14 protein-coding genes are annotated in these 18588 nt (G+C 70.9%); 8 read left to right on the top strand and 6 right to left on the bottom strand.

Going from position 1 to position 18588, the window contains the following annotated elements:
• Positions 1-5: 5 nt before the first annotated feature.
• A complete protein-coding gene (locus tag KLK06_RS14550) occupies positions 6-1211 on the top strand; it encodes an ROK family transcriptional regulator (RefSeq protein ID WP_214635946.1) in 1206 nt (401 codons plus the stop codon).
• Here KLK06_RS14550 and KLK06_RS14555 read toward each other — a convergent pair.
• Together KLK06_RS14555 and KLK06_RS14560 are read right to left on the bottom strand one after the other, a co-directional pair.
• Complete coding sequence (locus tag KLK06_RS14555) at positions 1208-1978, bottom strand: neutral zinc metallopeptidase (RefSeq protein WP_214635947.1); 771 nt, start codon at positions 1976-1978, stop codon at positions 1208-1210. The two genes, KLK06_RS14550 and KLK06_RS14555, sit on opposite strands and share 4 nt — an antisense overlap.
• A 110-nt stretch (positions 1979-2088) precedes the next feature.
• Positions 2089-2925 (bottom strand): neutral zinc metallopeptidase, encoded by an 837-nt coding sequence (locus KLK06_RS14560; RefSeq protein WP_250905376.1) that lies wholly within the window; start codon positions 2923-2925, stop codon positions 2089-2091.
• A 147-nt stretch (positions 2926-3072) separates the two neighbouring features.
• Between KLK06_RS14560 and dxs the strand changes: the two genes are divergently transcribed.
• Positions 3073-4953: a 1-deoxy-D-xylulose-5-phosphate synthase gene (dxs, locus tag KLK06_RS14565; RefSeq protein WP_214636184.1), complete on the top strand. Its 1881-nt coding sequence runs from the start codon at positions 3073-3075 to the stop codon at positions 4951-4953.
• A gap of 58 nt (positions 4954-5011) precedes the next feature.
• A complete protein-coding gene (locus KLK06_RS14570) occupies positions 5012-6478 on the top strand; it encodes an amino acid permease (protein ID WP_308168249.1) in 1467 nt (488 codons plus the stop codon).
• A gap of 29 nt (positions 6479-6507) precedes the next feature.
• On the opposite strand, the gene KLK06_RS14575 is transcribed toward KLK06_RS14570, so the two are convergent.
• The 4 genes from KLK06_RS14575 to KLK06_RS14590 form a co-directional block, all read right to left on the bottom strand.
• The gene (locus tag KLK06_RS14575; protein ID WP_214635949.1) at positions 6508-6888 is read right to left on the bottom strand and encodes an SSI family serine proteinase inhibitor; all 381 of its coding nucleotides are present in this window, start codon (positions 6886-6888) and stop codon (positions 6508-6510) included.
• 91 nt (positions 6889-6979) lie between these two features.
• Positions 6980-9073, bottom strand: coding sequence for a 3-hydroxyacyl-CoA dehydrogenase NAD-binding domain-containing protein (locus KLK06_RS14580; RefSeq protein ID WP_214635950.1), 2094 nt, complete (start codon positions 9071-9073; stop codon positions 6980-6982).
• Entirely contained in the window at positions 9070-10233 is a 1164-nt protein-coding gene (locus KLK06_RS14585; protein WP_214636186.1) for a thiolase family protein, read from the bottom strand. Before KLK06_RS14585 ends, KLK06_RS14580 begins: the two co-directional genes overlap by 4 nt.
• Before the next feature lie 60 nt (positions 10234-10293).
• On the bottom strand, positions 10294-11070 hold the full coding sequence (locus KLK06_RS14590; protein WP_214635951.1) for a hypothetical protein: 777 nt from the start codon (positions 11068-11070) through the stop codon (positions 10294-10296).
• Positions 11071-11419: 349 nt separating this feature from the next.
• On the opposite strand from KLK06_RS14590, the gene KLK06_RS14595 reads away from it, so the two are divergent.
• The 5 genes from KLK06_RS14595 to KLK06_RS14615 all read left to right on the top strand — a co-directional run bounded on the left by KLK06_RS14595 (position 11420) and on the right by KLK06_RS14615 (position 18572).
• Entirely contained in the window at positions 11420-12541 is a 1122-nt protein-coding gene (locus KLK06_RS14595; RefSeq protein WP_214635952.1) for a hypothetical protein, read from the top strand.
• Positions 12542-12644: 103 nt separating this feature from the next.
• Positions 12645-13637: a LacI family DNA-binding transcriptional regulator gene (locus KLK06_RS14600; RefSeq protein WP_308168251.1), complete on the top strand. Its 993-nt coding sequence runs from the start codon at positions 12645-12647 to the stop codon at positions 13635-13637.
• Positions 13638-14034: 397 nt separating this feature from the next.
• Positions 14035-14811: a sugar phosphate isomerase/epimerase gene (locus tag KLK06_RS14605; RefSeq protein WP_214635954.1), complete on the top strand. Its 777-nt coding sequence runs from the start codon at positions 14035-14037 to the stop codon at positions 14809-14811.
• 3 nt (positions 14812-14814) lie between these two features.
• Positions 14815-15786: an alkaline phosphatase family protein gene (locus KLK06_RS14610; RefSeq protein ID WP_214635955.1), complete on the top strand. Its 972-nt coding sequence runs from the start codon at positions 14815-14817 to the stop codon at positions 15784-15786.
• Between the two features lie 86 nt (positions 15787-15872).
• Positions 15873-18572, top strand: a complete 2700-nt coding sequence (locus tag KLK06_RS14615; RefSeq protein WP_214635956.1) for a PEP/pyruvate-binding domain-containing protein — start codon at positions 15873-15875, stop codon at positions 18570-18572.
• The last annotated feature ends 16 nt before the right edge of the window (positions 18573-18588 follow it).

The following is an 18588-nucleotide window of genomic DNA, read 5'->3' on the forward strand; positions in this document are numbered from 1 at the left end:
AGACGATGCGTGCCGGCCCTTCGCAGGAGGACATCAGGCGTCACAACCTGGGTGCCCTCCTGCGCCACGTTCATCTGGGCGGCCCGATCTCCCGCGCCGAGCTGACGTCGAAGATGGGCCTCAACCGCAGCACGATCATGGCGCTCACCTCCGACCTCACCGCGGCCGGGCTGGTACGCGAGGAGCTGCCGCGAGAGACGGGCCGCGCGGGCCGTCCCTCGCTCGTGGTGCGTCCCGAGTCGGCGCGGGTCTACGTGTTCGCCTTCGACGTCGGCCCCGACCGGCTGGCCGTCGCGCGCGTCGGGCTGGGCGGGGTGATCCTCGACCGCAGGGAGGCCGTACGCCTGCGCGGCCCGTTCGAGCTGGACGAGCTGACCGGGATCCTGGCCGGCTTCGCCCGGCAGATGCGGCGCAAGACCAGGGACGACACGGTCTGCGTCGGTGCGGCGGCGGCGGTCTCCGGCGGGGTGCGCAAGGGCGACGGCGTGATCAGGTTCGGCCCGAACCTCGGCACCCAGGACGTGCCGTTCGGCGAGGAGCTGGGCCGCAGGCTGGGCCTGGGCCTGCCCGTCAGCGTGGGCAACGACGCCAACCTGGCCGCGCTGGCCGAGCACAGCCGCGGCGTCGGAGCCGCCGTCAGAGACCTGATCTACCTGCACGGAGACGTCGGCATCGGCGGCGGCATCATCGCGGGCGGCCACCTGCTGGGTGGTCACGACGGTTACGGCGGCGAGGTCGGCCACATGGTCGTCAACCCCGGCGGGCGGGCCTGCGGCTGCGGCTCGCACGGCTGCCTGGAGGCCGAGGTGGGGGAGCGGACCCTGCTGGAGACCGCGGGCCGGCTGGCCGGCGAGCAGCACGGCAGGGACGCGGTGCGGGCGGTGGTCGACGCCGCCGACCGGGGCGACATCGTGGCGCAGGAGGCGCTCAAGAGGGTCGGCGACTGGCTCGGCCTGGGCGTCGCCAACCTGGTCAACATCTTCAACCCGGAGATGGTCATCTTCGGCGGAATGCTGCGGGAGATCTACCTCGGGTCGGCCGCTCAGGTGCGTACCAGGTTGACGCTGCACGCCATGGCGCCGCAGCGCGAGAAGCTGCGGCTGCGCACGTCGTCGCTGGCCGACGACGCGACGCTCGTGGGCGCGGCCGAGCTGGCCTTCGCCCACGTGCTCGCGGACCCTCTGGAAGTGCTGGCCAGGGCGAACGGTTAGGAGACCCGGCTCTTCGGCGCGGTCCAGGTGTTGCAGGAGCTGGCCGATCCGCCGCTGTAGCCGCGCTCCTGCCAGTAGGCGAGATTACGCGGCTTGCCGTGGACCTTGCTCTCCCCGGCCCTGCTCACGGCGTCGGTCCACTGGTCCCAGGTGATGCCCGGGTCGATGGAGTCGAGCGTGGCGCTGTAGAAGACGCCGGCGAAGCACTCGGCCTGCATCTCCAGGCGGTGGCTGAGTATCGTGCGCGCGCTCCCTCCGGCTCGCCAGTAGAGCCTGTTCTGCTCGTCCAGCATGCCGGTGAGCTGCTGCACGTGGTGGCCTATCTCGTGGGCGATGGAGTGCGCGAGGTTCATCCGGAACGGGTCCTGCAGGTCCCGCTTCATGATCCGGATGGCGATCGTGCGCTGCGCGGGGCAGTACTGGGCGCCGTTGCTGGTGATCTTGCCGCAGACCGACTGGCTGCCGGTCGTGATGGCGATCTTCGGCGCGCTGTAACGCAGTCCGGCGGCCTTGAACCTGGTGGCCCAGAAGGTGTTGGCGCACCTGGCCATGGCCCGGTGGAAGGTCTTGAGCGAGGCGGCGCTGCCCTCGCGGATCCCGGGGATCGCGCACGACTGCGCCGACGGGGTGCCGGACCCGTAGATCTTGTTCTTGGCCAGTACGGCGGGCGGCGCGGCCTGCGGAGCCTTGGTCTCGGCGTTGGCCGTCCCAGAGAGGGCCAAACCCACGACCATGCCGACAGATGCGGCGATAAGGGGTATACGCACGATCGCGGATACTAGACCACTAGATGGGGCCATGTTCGGGAGTCTTGTGCTTTGTCCGGAAAGCGCAATGCGGCCGCACCGGTAAGGCACGGCCGCATCAGGGCGGAAATTCAGGTGACGGTACGCGTGGGCGCGGCCCACGTGTTGCAGGAGCCGGGCGAGGCCGAGCCGTAGCCGCGGTTCATCCAGTACGCCTGCGTCGGGCCCTTGCCGTGGTCGTTCTGCGGCCAGCCCTTGGCGCCGTTCTTGCGGAACCAGTCAACGGTGTAGTCCCACTCGCGCGAGTCGACGGGCAGCGTGTTCGTGACCGTGCGCATGAAGACCGAGGAGAAGCACTCCGCCTGCAGCTCCGAGCGGCGCGACAGCGCGAGCTGGCCGGACCTGCCGGTGGCGTTCCTGGCGGCCCAGTAGTAGTTCCAGATGCCCGACATGTTCTGGACGTGGTGGCCGTACTCGTGCGCCATCAGCCGGGTGATGCCGAGCGCGAACGGCTGGCGCAGCTGGGCCTTGGTGATCAACATGTACATCGTGCGGTCGGTCGAGCAGTAGACGCCGTCGGCGCCGGTGCTCCACGGGCCGCAAGGTGTGCGGACCTTCCTGGTGATGATGCGCAGCCGCGGCTTGCTGAAGGAGAGCCCGGCCTTGCGGAACTGGGAGGCCCAGGAGCGGTTCAGGCAGTTCGTCACGGTGGTGAGGAAGCGCTTGTAGGCCGTCGTGCTGCCCTTGGGCAGGGTGCCGGGCGAACAGTTGGAGCTGGCGAGCCGTCCCGTCTTGTACAGCGGGTTCGCCGTCGCGGCGGCCTTGCCACGGGGCGGTGCCGCCTGCTGGGCGGCCTGCTTGACGACCTGCTGACCCGCGCTGACGGGCTTTGTGGCGGCTGTCGCCGTACCCGCGCCGGCCAGCGCGATGACCGCGCCGGCGACCACGAGGGACGACAGTTTCTTCATGGGGAGAGTGTTCATAGTGAGGGAAAGACTAGGTCAAGATCGGACAAATGTGGGTGGATTTGACTCGATGGAGTCAGTGAGGCCCGCACGAACTAGACTCGGTCGCGTTAGCGCACAGGAGCAGAGGGGATCGCATCCGTGAGCGGGTTGCTGGGCTCGGTAAAGGGACCTCACGACGTCAAACGCCTGGATGTGGAGGAGCTGCCTCGGCTGGCGGGGGAGATCCGTGACCTGCTCGTCGACTCGTGCGCCCGGTTCGGCGGCCATCTCGGCCCCAACCTCGGTGTGGTGGAGCTCACCATCGCGCTGCACCGCGTCTTCGACTCGCCGCGCGACCCGCTCGTCTGGGACACCGGGCATCAGACGTACGTTCACAAACTGCTCACCGGCCGGGCCGCCGGCTTCGGCGCGCTGAAGCAGGAGGGCGGCCTGTCCGGCTACCCGAGCCAGGCCGAGTCCGAGCACGACCTCGTCGAGAACTCCCACGCCTCCACCGCGCTGTCCTACGCCGACGGCCTGGCCAAGGCGTTCAAACTGCGCGGCGAGCACGACCGCACGGTCATCGCGGTGATCGGCGACGGCGCGCTGACCGGCGGCATGGCCTGGGAGGCGCTCAACAACATCGCGGCGGGCAAGGACCTGCCGCTCGTCATCGTGGTCAACGACAACGGCCGCTCCTACTCGCCGACGATCGGCGGGCTGGCCTCGCACCTGTCGTCGCTGCGGGTCAACCGCCGTTATGAGGACATGCTCGAGTACGTCAAAGAGAAGCTCGGGAACGTTCCCGTGCTCTACGACGCGCTGCACGGCATCAAGAAGGGCGTCAAGGACGTCCTGGCCCCGCAGGTCATGTTCGAGGACCTCGGCCTGAAATACGTCGGCCCGATCGACGGCCACGACGAGCAGGCCATGGAGGCGGCGCTGCGCAAGGCCCGCGACTTCCGCGGCCCGGTCATCGTGCACGCGCTCACCCAGAAGGGCCGCGGCTACTCACCGGCCGAGAACCACGACGAGGACCAGTTCCACTCGCCCGGCGCCTTCGACCGGGCCACCGGCGCCGAGAAGCCCAAGGGCCGCATCTGGACCAACGTGTTCAGCGAGGAGCTGGTCAGGCTCGGCAAGGACCGCGAGGACCTGGTCGCCATCACCGCCGCGATGCTCCACCCGACCGGCCTGGCCGCCTTCGCCGAGGCCTACCCCGACCGCATCTACGACGTCGGCATCGCCGAGCAGCACGCCCTGACCAGCGCGGCCGGGCTGGCGCTCGGCGGCATGCACCCGGTCGTGGCCGTCTACGCGACGTTCCTCAACCGGGCCTTCGACCAACTGCTCATGGACGTGGCGCTGCACCGGCTGCCCGTCACCGTGGTGCTCGACCGGGCGGGTGTCACCGGCGACGACGGTGCCAGCCACAACGGCATGTGGGACCTGTCGATCCTGCAGGTCGTACCCGGCCTGAAGATCGCCGTGCCGCGCGACGGCGAGCGCCTGACCGAGCTGCTCGGCGAGGCCGTGGAGATCTCCGACGGGCCGACCGTGCTGCGCTTCCCCAAGGGCCCGGTCGCCGAGCCGATCGAGGCCGTCGGCAAGCTGGGCGAGATGGACGTGCTGCGCGCGGGCGAGCCCGACGTGCTGCTGGTGGGCGTCGGCCCGATGGCGCGGGTCTGCATGGACGCCGCCGTCCTGCTCGACGCGCAGGGCATCTCGGCGACCGTGGTCGACCCGCGCTGGGTCAAGCCGCTCGACGAGGCGCTCGTGCTCGCCGCGAGCGCCCACAAGCTGGTCGCGGTCGTCGAGGACAACGGCCGCGTGGGCGGCGTCGGCGACGCGGTGTCCCGCCTGCTGCGTGACGCCGACGTCGACGTGCCCGTACGCGGCTACGGCATCCCGCAGCGCTTCCTCGGCCATGCCAAGCGGGCCGCGATCCTCGGCGAGATCGGGCTGACCGGCCAGGACCTGGCGCGCGAGATCACCGAGGCGATCGCCAAGCGGAGCAGCCCGGTCGAGAGCCAGTCCGCGCCACACTGAGTGTCCTCCTCACCCCCGCGACAGGAATGACCACGTGGGGTGGGGGAACACGCTGACTGTGGACATCTTTCGCACCAAGAGCGTCGAGCAGTCGGTCCGCGACACCGAAGCCCCCGAGCACCGGCTGCGAAAGCGACTGACCGCCATCGACCTCACGGTCTTCGGCATCGGCGTCATCGTCGGCACCGGCATCTTCGTGCTGACCGGACGCGTGGCCAAGGAGACGGCCGGCCCCGCCGTGGCGTTCTCCTTCGTCGTGGCGGGCATCGTCTGCGGCCTGGCGGCGCTGTGCTACGCGGAGCTGGCCTCGACGATCCCCGTGGCCGGGTCCGCCTACACCTTCTCGCTGGCCACGCTGGGCGAGTTCCCGGCCTGGGTCATCGGCTGGGACCTGATGCTGGAGATGGCGCTCGCGGCGGCCGTGGTGGCGGTCGGCTGGTCGGGCTACTTCGCGTCGTTGATGTCCTCCATCGGCCTCGAACTGCCCGCGTGGATGGCCGGGGACGCACCGGTGGTCAACCTGCCGGCGATGATCATCGTGCTGATCCTCACCGGCGTCCTGACCGCCGGGATCAAGCTGTCGTCGCGCGTCAACCTGGTCATCGTGACCATCAAGGTGGCGGTGATCCTGCTGGTCATCGTGGCCGGGCTGTTCTTCGTCAAGGCGGCGAACTACTCGCCGTTCATCCCCGCGCCGGTGCCCACGCCGGGGGTCGAGGGGCTGAAGGCGCCGCTGATCCAGGTGCTGTTCGGCATCACGCCCGTCGCCTTCGGTGTGATCGGCATCTTCTCGGCCGCCGCGATCGTGTTCTTCGCCTTCATCGGCTTCGACATCGTCGCCACCGCCGCCGAGGAGACCATCGAGCCGCAGCGCGACCTGCCGCGCGGCATCATCGGCTCCCTGGTCATCTGCACCGCGCTGTACGTCGCGGTGTCGGTGGTCGTGGTCGGCATGCAGCGCTACGACCAGTTGAGCGAGAAGGCGCCGCTCGCCGACGCCTTCACCGCGGTCGGGCAGCCCTGGGCGGCCGCGCTGATCAGCATCGGCGCGATCGCCGGCCTGACCACCGTGGTGATGATCCTCATGCTGGGCCAGAGCCGGGTGCTGTTCGCCATGTGCCGTGACGGGCTGCTGCCGCGCGGGCTGGCGAAGGTCCACCCCAAGTTCGGCACGCCGGCCCGGCTGACGATCATCATCGGGCTGGTGGCCGCGGCGCTGTCAGGGTTCATCTCGCTCGGGGCGCTGGCCGAACTGGTGAACATCGGCACGCTCTTCGCGTTCGTGGTGGTCTCGGCCGGTGTGATCATCCTGCGCCGCACGCGGCCCGACCTGCCCCGGGCCTTCCGTACGCCGCTGGTGCCGGTGCTGCCGATCCTGTCGGTGCTGGCCTGTATCTACCTGATGCTCAACCTGCCGGTCGAGACGTGGCTGCGGTTCGTGATCTGGATGATCATCGGCGCGGCGCTCTACTTCGTGTACGGCTACCGCCACAGCCGGGTCGAGGTGCCCAGCCCGAAGGGGTAGACGCGCGGGGACGCCCACCCCACCCGGAATCAGAGGGTGAAGACCGCTCCGCCCGCTGCCTTCATCTGACAGGCGTTGGTGTAGAGGTGGGAGAACTTGACCGCCACGCCGCGCCATCTGCCTCTCACCAGGACGGTGTGCGGCTGGTATTCGGTGGTGCACAGGGGGTCGGGCACCACGTTCAGCTTGGCCGGGTCGCCGCTGACCTTCCGCAGCAATGCGCAGGCCGCGGCCGGGGTGGGGTGGGTGCCGTCGTCGGGGTCACAGGTGAGGATGGCGGCCTGCGCTACCCGCTTGTTCACCACGATCAGGATTTTCAGTGCCGACCAGTGGGCCGGTTCGGCGAGTGCGGGCGCTGCCGTAGCGAGGACGGCTGCGCACAACACGATCGGGCCGGCTGTTCTCATCATCGATCTTCTCCATCGCGTAGCGCAGCGAACACGCTACGTGATGGAGTGCCGAAGCTTGGGAGGCCCGCCGCGCGGGCCTCCCAAGCTTCGGTCAAGCAGGCAGTGAGGCCACCCCGGGCGGAAGGAAGCGCGGCCGGGCCAGGCCCGACCTGTCCAGGTACGGGGTGATCCCGCCCAGGTGGAACGGCCAGCCGGCGCCGAGGATCATGCACAGGTCGATGTCCTGCGCCGCCGCGACCACGCCCTCGTCCAGCATGATCTGGATCTCCTCGGCCAGCGCCCGCAGCACGCGCAGCCGTACCTCGGCCGCGGTGGACGGCGTGGCGCCACCCGCGAACAGCGCCACCGCCTCGGGGTCGAGCGAGAAGTCGGGCAGGTACACGCCCGGCTTGCCGGAGGCGACCAGCTTGGCCATGTTCGCCGAAACGCCGAAGCGTTCGGGGAAGGCCGCGTGCAGCGTCTCGGCCACGTGCAGGCCGACGGCCGGGCCCACGAGCTGCAGCAGCGCGAACGGCGTCATCGGCAGCCCGAGGTCGTCGAGCGAGTGCTCGGCCGTCTCCAGCGGCGTGCCCTCGTCGACCGCGGCGATCACCTCGCCCATGAAGCGGGTGAGCAGCCGGTTCACCACGAACGCCGGAGCGTCCTTCACCAGCACCGACGACTTCTTCAGCGAGCGGCCCACGGCGAAGGCGGTGGCCAGCGTCGCGTCGTCGGTCGACGGCGCCTTGACGATCTCCAGCAGCGGCATCACCGCGACCGGGTTGAAGAAGTGGAACCCGACCAGCCGCTCCGGATGCGCCAGCGCGGCGCCCATCTCGGCCAGCGAGAGCGAGGAGGTGTTGGTCGCGAGCACGCAGCCGGCCGAGACCACCGCCTCGACCTCCGCGAACACCTGCCGCTTGACCGACAGCTCCTCGAAGACCGCCTCGATGACGAAGTCGGCGTCGGCGAACGCGTCCTTGGTCAGCGAGCCGGTCACCAGCCCCTTGAGCCGGTTGGCCTGGTCGGCCGAGACGCGACCCTTGGCGAGCAGCTTGTCGACCTCCGCGTGCACGTGGCCCACGCCCTTGCCGAGCCGGGCCTCGTCGAGGTCGGTCAGCACGACCGGCACCTCCAGGCGGCGGGCGAACAGCAGCGCCATCTGCGAGGCCATCAGCCCCGCGCCCACCACGCCGACCTTGGTCACCTTGCGGGCCAGCGCGGCGTCGGGGGCGCCCGCCGGGCGCTTGGCCCGCCGCTGCACCAGATCGAAGGAGTAGAGCCCGGCCCGCAGCTCGTCGCCCATCAGCAGGTCGGCCAGCGCCTCGTCCTCGGCGGCGAAGCCCTCGTCACGCGAGGCCGTACGGGCCAGGGAGATCAGGTCGAGCGCCCGGTAGGGCGCGGGGGAGGCGCCGCGCAGCTTCATGTCGACCAGGAACCGCGCGTCGGCGACCGCCTTGTCCCAGTCGTCGTTCTCGTGCGAGTCGCGCGCCACGACGGTGTCGCCGGTGAGCACCCGGGCGGCCCAGCGCAGCGACTCCTCCAGGAAGTCGGCCGGCTCGAACATCGCGTCGGCGACGCCCAGCTCGAACGCCTGGGCTCCCTTGAGCATGCGGTTCTGCGACAGCGGGTTCTCGACGATCAGCTTGATCGCGCGGGCCGGGCCGATCAGGCGCGGCAGCAACTGTGTGCCGCCCCAGCCCGGCACCAGCCCGAGGAAGCACTCGGGCAGCGCGATCGCCGGGACGCCCGAGGAGATCGTCCGGTAGGTGCAGTGGAGCGCCACCTCCAGCCCGCCGCCCATCGCCGCGCCGTTGACGAACGCGAACGACGGGATCGGCAGCTCGCCCAGGCGGCGGAACACGTGATGCCCCAGCGCGCCGATGGCCTGCGCCTCCTCGCGCGCGGCCATGCTCGCCGCGCCCTTGAGGTCGGCGCCCACCGCGAAGACGAACGGCTTGCCCGTCACACCCACGGCGGCCAGGTCGGTGCGGGCGGCGATCTCGGACAGCGCGCCGTTCAGCGCGAACAGCCCATGCGGGCCGAACGTGTTGGGCTTGGTGTGGTCGAAGCCGTTGTCGAGCGTGATGAGCGCCATCGTGCCGGCCCCGCCGGGCAGCTCGACGTCGCGGACCAGGGCCTTGGTGACGACTTCGGCGGCGTTGCGCTCGGTCAGCAGCGAGCGCCAGGTGTCGAGGTTGCTCATGCCAGGTTCTCCCAGATCACGGTGCCGCCCATGCCCATGCCGACGCACATGGTGGTGATGCCGTAGCGCACGTCGGGGCGCTCGCCGAACTGCCGCGCGAGCTGCGTCATCAGCCGCACGCCCGAGGAGGCCAGCGGGTGGCCGAAGGCGATCGCGCCGCCGTAGGGGTTGACCCGTGGGTCGTCGTCGGCGATGCCGAAGTGCTCCAGGAAGGCCAGCACCTGGACGGCGAAGGCCTCGTTGATCTCGAAGAGCCCGATATCGGAAATATCTAGATTTGCCAGGCGGAGCGCCCGCTCCGTGGACGGGATCGGGCCCACGCCCATCACCTCGGGGTCCACCCCGGCGAAGGCATAGGAGACCAGCCGCATCTTCGGCGCCAGGCCGAGCTCGGCGGCCGTCTCGGCGGCGGCCACGACGCAGCCTGTGGCTCCGTCGTTGATGCCCGAGGAGTTGCCCGCCGTGACGTTGCCGTGGGAGCGGAACGGCGTCTTGAGCGCGCTCAGCCCGTCCAGGGTGGTGCCGGGGCGCGGCGCCTCGTCCTCGACCGCCAGCCCCCAGCCCTTCTCGGCCGTCCTGATGGCCGTGGGCACCAGATCCGGCTGGATCCTGCCGTCGGCGTACGCCTTGGCCACCTTCTCCTGCGACAGCACCGCGTAGGCGTCGGCGCGGTCCTTGGTGATCGTCGGGAAGCGGTCGTGCAGGTTCTCGGCCGTCATGCCCATGACCAGGGCGCTCGGGTCGACCAGGCGCTCCGACAGGAACCTCGGGTTGGGGTCGACGCCCTCGCCCATCGGGTGGCGGCCCATGTGCTCGACGCCGCCCGCGATCGCCACGTCGTACGCGCCGAACGCGATGCCGCCCGCGACCGTGGTCACCGCGGTCATCGCGCCCGCGCACATGCGGTCGATCGCGTAGCCCGGCACGGTCTTGGGCAGCCCGGCCAGCACCGCCGCCGAGCGGCCGATGGTCAGGCCCTGGTCGCCGATCTGGGTGGTCGCGGCGATCGCGACCTCGTCCACGCGCTCCGGCGGCAGTCCCGGGTTGCGCCGGATCAGCTCGCGGATGACGCGTACGACCAGGTCGTCTGCGCGGGTCTCCGCGTACATGCCCTTGGGCCCGGACCGGCCGAAAGGTGTGCGTACGCCGTCGACGAACACGACGTCACGAGAGGAAGGCACGGATTCGCTCCTCGTTGCTCGGCAGTTACCGCGCCTATGCTACTCGCCAGTAACCACGCCGCAGACGAGCACGGCCGCCAGCAGCGCGTAGAGCGTCACGGTCGCCGGCTCCCACAGATGAGCACGCGCCCCGACCAGGGCCCCGACCGCCACAACCGCGCCAACCTGGAGCCCGGGACTCGCACGGAGCACCGCCCCTGCGTCGAGTGTCGCGCTCGCGCGGAGCGTCGTGCCTTTTCGCCGACGCGCGAGCCGGTCGGGATCCCACGGATCGCCAGGTGATCCCCCCGGCCGGCCGGCACGCGCCGACTGCCCCCATGCCTCACTTGCCCACCAGACCGCGAAGCACACGCCCGCCGCCGAACCCACCAGCGCCAGCCCCTCGGTGACCTGGCCCAGGGCGTGGGCGAGGCCGTACAGGCCCGACTCGCGGAACGGGCGCGGCACCGTACAGCCGAGCAGCAGCGTCACCGCCCATCCGGCGCCGACGCTGAGCCTGCTGAGCGTCCGCAGCGGCGTGCCGGGCGGGCTCGCGTACAGCTCCTGCTCGCGTCCGCGCACGGCCCGCATCCGCGCGCCCCAGACGGCCTGGGTGACCGCCAGCGCGGGCAGCGCGGTGAGGAAGAGCGTGAGCGCCAGTACGGCCAGCGGCAGGGTCTCCTTGCCCGCCGGGGCCCGTTCGGCGAGCGATTGGGAGAAGGCGATCAGCGCGAGCGAGCAGGAGAGCGGGACGATCGCGGTCCGGCGCGCGGCGCGGGCCCGAGCGCGCAATCCGGTCATCGCCAGGGCGCCGGGAGGGGGTGCAACCTCGGTCATGCTGGTCATGATGTCGTCACGGCGCGTAACTGCGCCCTGAATTCCGGTCTTTTGGATGGAGCCCTAGATGAGACCGTAATCCCCGTCCTGACCGAGATCAGCGCCGTCATGTGCGGCATTTGTTGGCTTTGGGTTGGCCGTGTGTCGTTACGGTGCGTATGGGGGCGGACCAGGTGCGTGGCCATGTACAGGCAACTAGCGGTCATACCCCTCGGGGGGTTCTATGAAACAGAAGATCGGAGTTGTGACACCAGCTTATTTGTGAGCATCTTGTGAAATTTCCGGACAAGTGGTGGTGGAGTCTGTTAGGAAAGGTCGCGGTCCAGATTCGTATTAGAGAGGTTCCATCGTGGCGCGCGACGAGAACGACAGGCCATATGAGGATGGGCAGGGAAGGTCGCTGAACCCGGATTTGACCGGCGACGTTCTGTCCCCGCGGTGGAGCACGGATGACACCGACGAGCAGCCGGCCATCGTGGTCTCGGGCAACGAGACCTACATCCTCCCACCGGACAGGGGCGCGCCCGAGCTGTACACCCCGCATGCCGAGGGGCAGCACCGCGTTGAGAGCATCGAGAGTGACGGCCCGCTTTACGCCGGCGACGCGCCCAGTGGCGCCCTCTATGGGGACTCGCTCTACCCGGGCGGTGACCAGCTCTACACCGGCGACGCGCCCAGTGGCCCGCTTTACACCGGCGACCCCGCCAGCGGTCCGCTCTATTCCGGCGACGCGCCCAGCGGTCCGCTTTACACCGGCGAAGACACGGAAGGCGCCCCGCTCTATACCGGTGACCAGTCGAGCGACGCCTACCTGCCGCTCGACAAGAGCTACGAGTCCCCGTACGACGATGGGGAGCCCGAGGCGCCCAAGCGTGGCTTCCTCGGCTCCGGCTGGACCGACAGCTCCCAGGGTGGCGGCCACCAGGCCGACGGGGACAAGGAGGTGCGCCGCCGTACCAAGGTGCTGCTCATGGCGGCCGTCGCGGTCGTCGTGCTCGGCGCGGGGGCCGGCTGGATGCTGACCGGCACGTCGTCCGACGACCCGTGCGCGGGCGCGAAGTGCGCCAGCGCCGAGCAGGTGAACGGGCCCGCCGCCTCTCCCACGGAGTCGGAGGCGAGCGAGGACACGGAGGAGCCGGTCGCCGATCCCACGGACACCGACACCACCGAGCCGACCACGTCGCAGAGCCCCCGCCCGACCGCCGCCAAGGTACGCACCACCCGTACCCCCACGCCCCGGGCCACCCGTACGCGCATCGGCCAGCCGACCGCCAAGCCGAGCAGCCGGGCCACCAGGGCGCCGCAGGAGACCATCACGGACGCGGACACGGACACCGACACCGCGACCCAGCAGCCGTCGGCCAAGCAGGAGACCAGCCAGCCGACGCAGGCGGCGGTCCAGACGCAGGCCCCGGCGCCGACCCAGACGCAGAGCAAGGGTCTGTTCGACATCCTGTTCCCCTGGTCCTGATGCCCTTCGGCGGCGGCTTCCTGTCGCGCCGGCCCTGAGGCGTGTAAGGATGCGGACCCAGGTGTCTGTCTGGCACACTGGAAACCGCTTTCCTGGAGGTCTCGTGGTCACGCTGGAAGACGTCGCCAAGCAGGCGGGCGTCTCGCTCGCGACCGCCTCGCGGGTGCTCAACGGCAGCACCCGCCAGGTGGGCGCCGACCTGCGAGCCCGAGTCGAGCGGGCCGCGTACGAACTCGGCTACCGCGCCAACATCGCGGCGCAGACGTTGGCCCGCGGGGCGAGCAACGTCATCGGCATCGTGGTGCACGACCTGACCGACCCCTACTTCGCCGCGCTGGCCGACGGCGCGATGCGGGCCGCGGCCGGCGAGAACCTGCTGGTCATGGTGGGCACCACGCACCGCGATCCCGAGCAGGAGATCGCCTACGTCGCGACGCTGAACGCCCAGCGCGTGCGCGCCGTGCTGCTGGTCGGCTCCCGGGTCGCCGATCCCGGCGTGACCGAACGGCTCCGTGGCGAGCTGGACCGCTACCAGGCCAGCGGCGGGCGGGTCGCCTGCGTGGGCCAGGACCTGCTCGGCGTCGACACGGTCGCGCCCGCCAACTACGAGGGCGCCGCCGCGCTGGCCCGCTCGCTGGCCGAACTCGGCCACACCCGCTTCGCCATACTGGCCGGGCCGCCGCACCTGATGACCGCCCGCGACCGGTGCGCCGGATTCGCCTCGGCACTGGCCGAACTCGGTCTGCCGGAGCCGCGCGTCATCCAGGGCCCCTTCGACCGCGACGGCGGCTACCGGGCGGCTCAGGAGACGGGCGAGGCGACGTGCGTGTTCGCCGTCAACGACGTGATGGCCGTGGGGGCGCTCGCCGCGTACCGGGAGCGGGGGATCCGGGTGCCGGACGACGTGTCGGTGGCCGGCTTCGACGACATCGCGACGCTGCGGGACCAGGTGCCCGCACTGACCACGGTACGGCTGCCGCTGCAGGACATGGGCGCCCGCGCCCTTGAGCTGGCGCTGGCGGCGGGGGAGGAGCCGACGGTGGAGCAGGTGGCGGGCGAGGTGGTGTTGCGGGAGAGCGTGCGGGCGGTGCGGTGAGTTCACGCGCTTCCCGGCGAGGGGAGATTGACGCCTTCGCGCGAGGGACGCTTCCCGAAGCCGAGCGAGGGACGCGCTTCCCGAAATCGCACGAGGGACGCGCTTCCCGAAATCGCGCATGGGACATTTCCGATGGTCGTGCGAGGGGCGCGCCGAGGTTGTGGCCCCCGGCGGGAGGGCGCTCTCTCCTGGGAGAAGGGGCGCACGGCGGGGCTCCGGGTGGAAGGGGCGCACGGCAGGGCTCCAGGTGGAAGGGGCGCTTGGCAGGGCTCCAGGGGCCTTCGCAGGGCTTCAGGAGCCTTCGCAGGGCTCCAGGGAACTTCGCCGGGCTTCAGGGACAAGGGTGCCTCCGAAGGGGAGGTGCCGCACAGGCGGTACGGTCGCTCGGGAGGGCACGATGAAACTGGCGGTCAGCACGCTCGGGATGCCGGGCGACGGGCTCGACAGGGCGATCGAGGTGGCAACCGGGCAAGGGTGCCAGGGTCTGGAGCTGCGGTTGCACCCCGACACCGGCGTACACCGGGGCCTGTCCGCGGCCGAGCGGTCGTCGGTGCGGGACCGGGTCGAAGCAGCCGGTCTGGAAATATCCGCGCTGGCAGGATATGTCGGCGTATGCGAACCAGGCCCCGATGAGCCCCTCGTCGAGGCGCTCATCGCCGACCTGACACTCGCCGCCGACCTCGGCGCCCCGGGCGTCCGGGTGTTCCCGCGCGGCGACGACCCCACGATCGGAGCACGCAGGCTCAAAGCCGTCTCCGGTACGGCCGCCGAACTCGGCCTGCGCGTCCTCGTCGAAACCCACGACCACATGGCCACCGGCGCGGCCGTCGCCCGGCTGCTCGACGAAGCGGCCTCCCCCGAGACCACCGGAGCGCTCTGGGACCTGCTCCACCCGTGGCGTCACGGCGAGTCCCCAGCCGACACCCTGGCCCTGCTCGGCCCGTACCTCGCCTACGTCCAGGTGAAGGACGCGGTCTCCGCCCAGGACACCACGCCGGTGCCGATGTGGACCGGCACGGTACCGCTGGACGAGGCCGGCGAACTGCTGCGCGCGTGGGGCTACTCCGGCTGGGTGTCACTCGAGTGGGAGCGCACCTGGTATCCCCAGGTCGCCCCGGTGGAGGAGATACTGCCTGGGGCCGCCGAATGGGTGCGGCGTTTCCGAAGGGAGTAGCCCGTGAGGGACAAGGTACTGGTCGTCGGCATGGACGGTCTGCGCTTCGACCGCCTGCTCGCGGTGGGGCCACCGGAATTGACCAGACTGATGTCCAGAGGCGCGTACGGAACGAGCCTCCTCCCGTACGGCGAGGCCGCCGCCCCTCGCACCGAGTCCCCCGGCGAGATCGTCCCCGAGGCCACCGCCTCTTCCGCCGAGCCCGCCGAGCCCGCCGTGCACGGTGTCGGGGCGGGCGATCAGCTCGACCCGCGGAGTGTCGTCCGTGCCATCAGATCTCGGACCGACTCCGGGCCCGGGTGGTCGTCGATCGCGACTGGGGTGTGGCCTGACAAGCACGGCGTCGTCGACAACGCGTTCACCCGCCAACAGTTCGCGAAATATCCTGATTTCTTGACTCGCGCCAAGGCGGCCCGCCCTGACCTGGTCACCGCGGCGTTCTTCTCCTGGGCGGCGCTGGCGGAGCACGGCGCGTTCGGCCCGGTCATCGACACCCGCTTCGTCCTCGATGGCTACGCGATCGACTGGCCGATCGCCGACAAACAGGTCGCCGAGGCCGCCGAGCGTCACCTCGCGAGTACGGGCGCCGACCTCACGTTCGTGTACCTGGGTGAGACCGACGAGGTGGCCCACGACCTCGGCCCGCACTGCCCCGAATACACCGAGGCGCTACGAACCCAGGACACCTACCTGGGCCGCCTCCTCGACGCGATCCGAGGACGGCGGACGTTCGAAGACGAGCGCTGGACCGTGCTGGTCACCACCGACCACGGCCACGTCGACGAGGGCGGTCACGGCGGCACCTCCGTCGAGGAGCGCACGGTCTTCGTCATCGCCGCCCCTCTCAGCGAGGATCTGGGCGGCGCCGACCTCGGCGGCCCGAGGTTGGTGGACGTCGGCCCGACCGCGTTGGCCCTGCTCGGCATCGAGGCCGACCCCGCCTGGGGCCTCGACGGCGTGCCTCTGGAGGTGTGAGCGAAGCCACAGTTCATCAAGTGTTGAATTCTTTGCCGCCAAGCGTGAGACTCGTAACGAGACGCTGAACGGTGGGAGTACACCCGATGAAGACGGCACTGGACTTTTCCGAGATCGACGGCGGCATGCTGGCCGAAGTCGGTGGCAAGGCGGCCAACCTCGGTGAGCTGACCCGGGCGGGGCTCCCGGTCCCGCCCGGCTGGGTGCTCACCACCGAGGCGTACCACGAGGTGGCACAGGCGGCGGGCCTGGACGACGTCATCGCGACCGGCGGCCCGGGGCTCGCGGCGGCCGCCAGGACCCGGCTGCTGGAGGCCCCGATCCCCGAGGCCATCGCCGAGTCGATCCGCGAGGCGTACACCACGCTGGGCCAGGCCGTACAGACGCCAAAAGCAGCCGATGCCGCGGTGCCGGTCGTGGTGCCGGTCGCGGTGCGGTCGTCGGCTACGGCGGAGGATCTGCCGTTCGCCAGTTTCGCCGGGCAGCAGGACACCTACCTCAACGTCGTCGGCGCCGACGCCGTGCTCGACGCCGTACGGCGCTGCTGGGCCTCGCTCTGGACCGAACGCGCCGTCGCCTACCGCGACTCCAACGGTATCGACCACGCCTCCGTACGGCTGGCGGTGGTCGTCCAGGTCATGGTCGACTCGCGTACGGCGGGCGTGATGTTCACCGCGAACCCGCTCACCGGACGCAGGCACGAGGCCGTCATCGACGCGAACCCCGGCCTGGGCGAGGCCGTGGTGTCCGGCGCCGTCAACCCCGACCGGTTCGTGGTCGACTCGGCCAGCGGCGAGATCCTCGACCGGCACGCGGGCGACAAGCGGCTGGCGATCCGCGCCCTGCCCGGCGGCGGCACCGAACGCGTCGAGTCCGCCCACGACGGCCTCTGCCTGACCGACGAGCAGGTACGCGACCTGGCCGCGCTCGGCACCCGCGTGGAGGACCACTACGGCGCGCCGCAGGACACCGAGTGGGCCATCGACGCCGACGGCACGCTCTGGCTCACCCAGGCGAGGCCGATCACCACGCTGTACCCGCTGCCCGAGACCACCAGGGAGGGCCTGCGGGCCTATTTCTCGGTCAATGTCGCCCAGGGCGTCATGGGCCCGGTCACCCCGATGGGCCTGTCCGCGTTCCAGCTGATCAGTGCGGGCGCCGCGGGGCTGTTCGGTTACGGTCCGGCGAGGGCGCGGGATGGGGCCGCGTTCATGTTCGAGGCGGGAGAGCGCACCTGGCTGGATCTCACCACGGCCCTGCGCAGCCGGATGGGCCGGGCGATCCTGCCGCGCGTACTGACGATGGGCGAGGCCAGAGCCGCGGCGATGCTGACGGACCTGTTCGCGGACCCCCGGTTCTCGGTGATCCACACCTCGCGCCGCCCGTTCCTCCGCGCGGTGGCGCGCTTCGCCCGCCGCGTGCACGCCCCGACGCGGGTGCTCCAGGCGCTGATCAGGCCCACCAGGGCGCTCGCCTACACCAGGCGGCTCGGCGTGGATCTGGACCGGCGACTGCGGGTGCCCGGCTCCGCCACGCCCGTCCAGCGCCTCGACCACGCGGAGCGGATGCTCAGCGGCGCGTTCCCGGTGATCGTCTCGCTCATGCCGATCGCGATCACCGGTTATGGCCTGTTCGGGCTGGCCGCGAAGCTGTCCGGCCTGTCCATCAGCGACATGCAGGACGTGCTCCGCAGCGTCCCCAACAACCCGACCACCGAGATGGACCTCGAACTCTGGGCGCTGGCGACGCGGATCGAGCCGGAACCGTTCAGGAACGAGCCGGTGAGCGAGCTCCTACGCCGCTTCAGAGCCGCCGAGCTGCCCCCGAAGGCCCAGCGAGGAATCACCGCCTTTCTGGATAAGTACGGGCATCGCGGGGTCGCCGAGATCGATCTGGGGCTCCCGCGCTGGTCCGAGGACCCGACGCACATCCTCGGCGTACTGGCCAACTACCTGCGCATGGAGGACGGCGGCGACCTCGCGCCCGACAAGATGTTCGCGAGGGGAGCGGCCGAGGCCGAGGCGGCCGTCGCGCGGATCGTGGCGACGGCCCGCCGCAAGGGCGCGCTCCGGGGCGCCGTCGCCCGGTTCGGGCTGCGGCGCACCAGGATGTTCGCGGGAGTGCGGGAGATGCCGAAGTACTACGCGGTGCAGACCCTGGCCGCGGTACGACGGAGCCTGCTCGTCGTCGGCGAGCACCTGGTGACCACTGGCGTGCTGGAGACGGCGGACGACGTGTTCTTCCTGCGGATCGAGGAGGCGCGGTCGGCGCTGGGCGGAGGCGATCTGCGTGAGCTGGTGACCGAGCGGCGGGCGGCCTACGAGCGGGAGTCGCGCCGCAGGCACGTGCCCAGGATCGTGCTGTCGGACGGCACCGAGCCCGAGGCTCTGGCATCCGTCGCCGCGGAGGGCGCGCTGATCGGCAGCGCCGCCTCCGCGGGCACGGTCACCGGCCGCGCCAGGGTGGTGCTCGACCCGGTCGGGGCGCACCTGGAGCCGGGCGAGATCCTGGTCTGCCCGTCGACCGACCCCGGCTGGACGCCGCTGTTCCTCACGGCGGGTGGGCTGGTGATGGAGATGGGCGGCGCCATGTCGCACGGCGCGGTGGTGGCCCGCGAGTACGGCATCCCGGCGGTGGTCGGCGTCCCGGACGCCACCCACCGCATCGTCACCGGCCAGGAGATCACGGTGAACGGAGCCGCGGGCACGGTGACGATCACCGAGCCTGAGCCGGCCGTCGAGAACGAGGACGCGGCGAAGGACGAACCGGCCACCAGCCCGGCCTGACCCACAGTGGCCAGGC

It is taken from the genome of Nonomuraea sp. NEAU-A123, assembly GCF_018603905.1.
Classification (GTDB): domain Bacteria; phylum Actinomycetota; class Actinomycetes; order Streptosporangiales; family Streptosporangiaceae; genus Nonomuraea.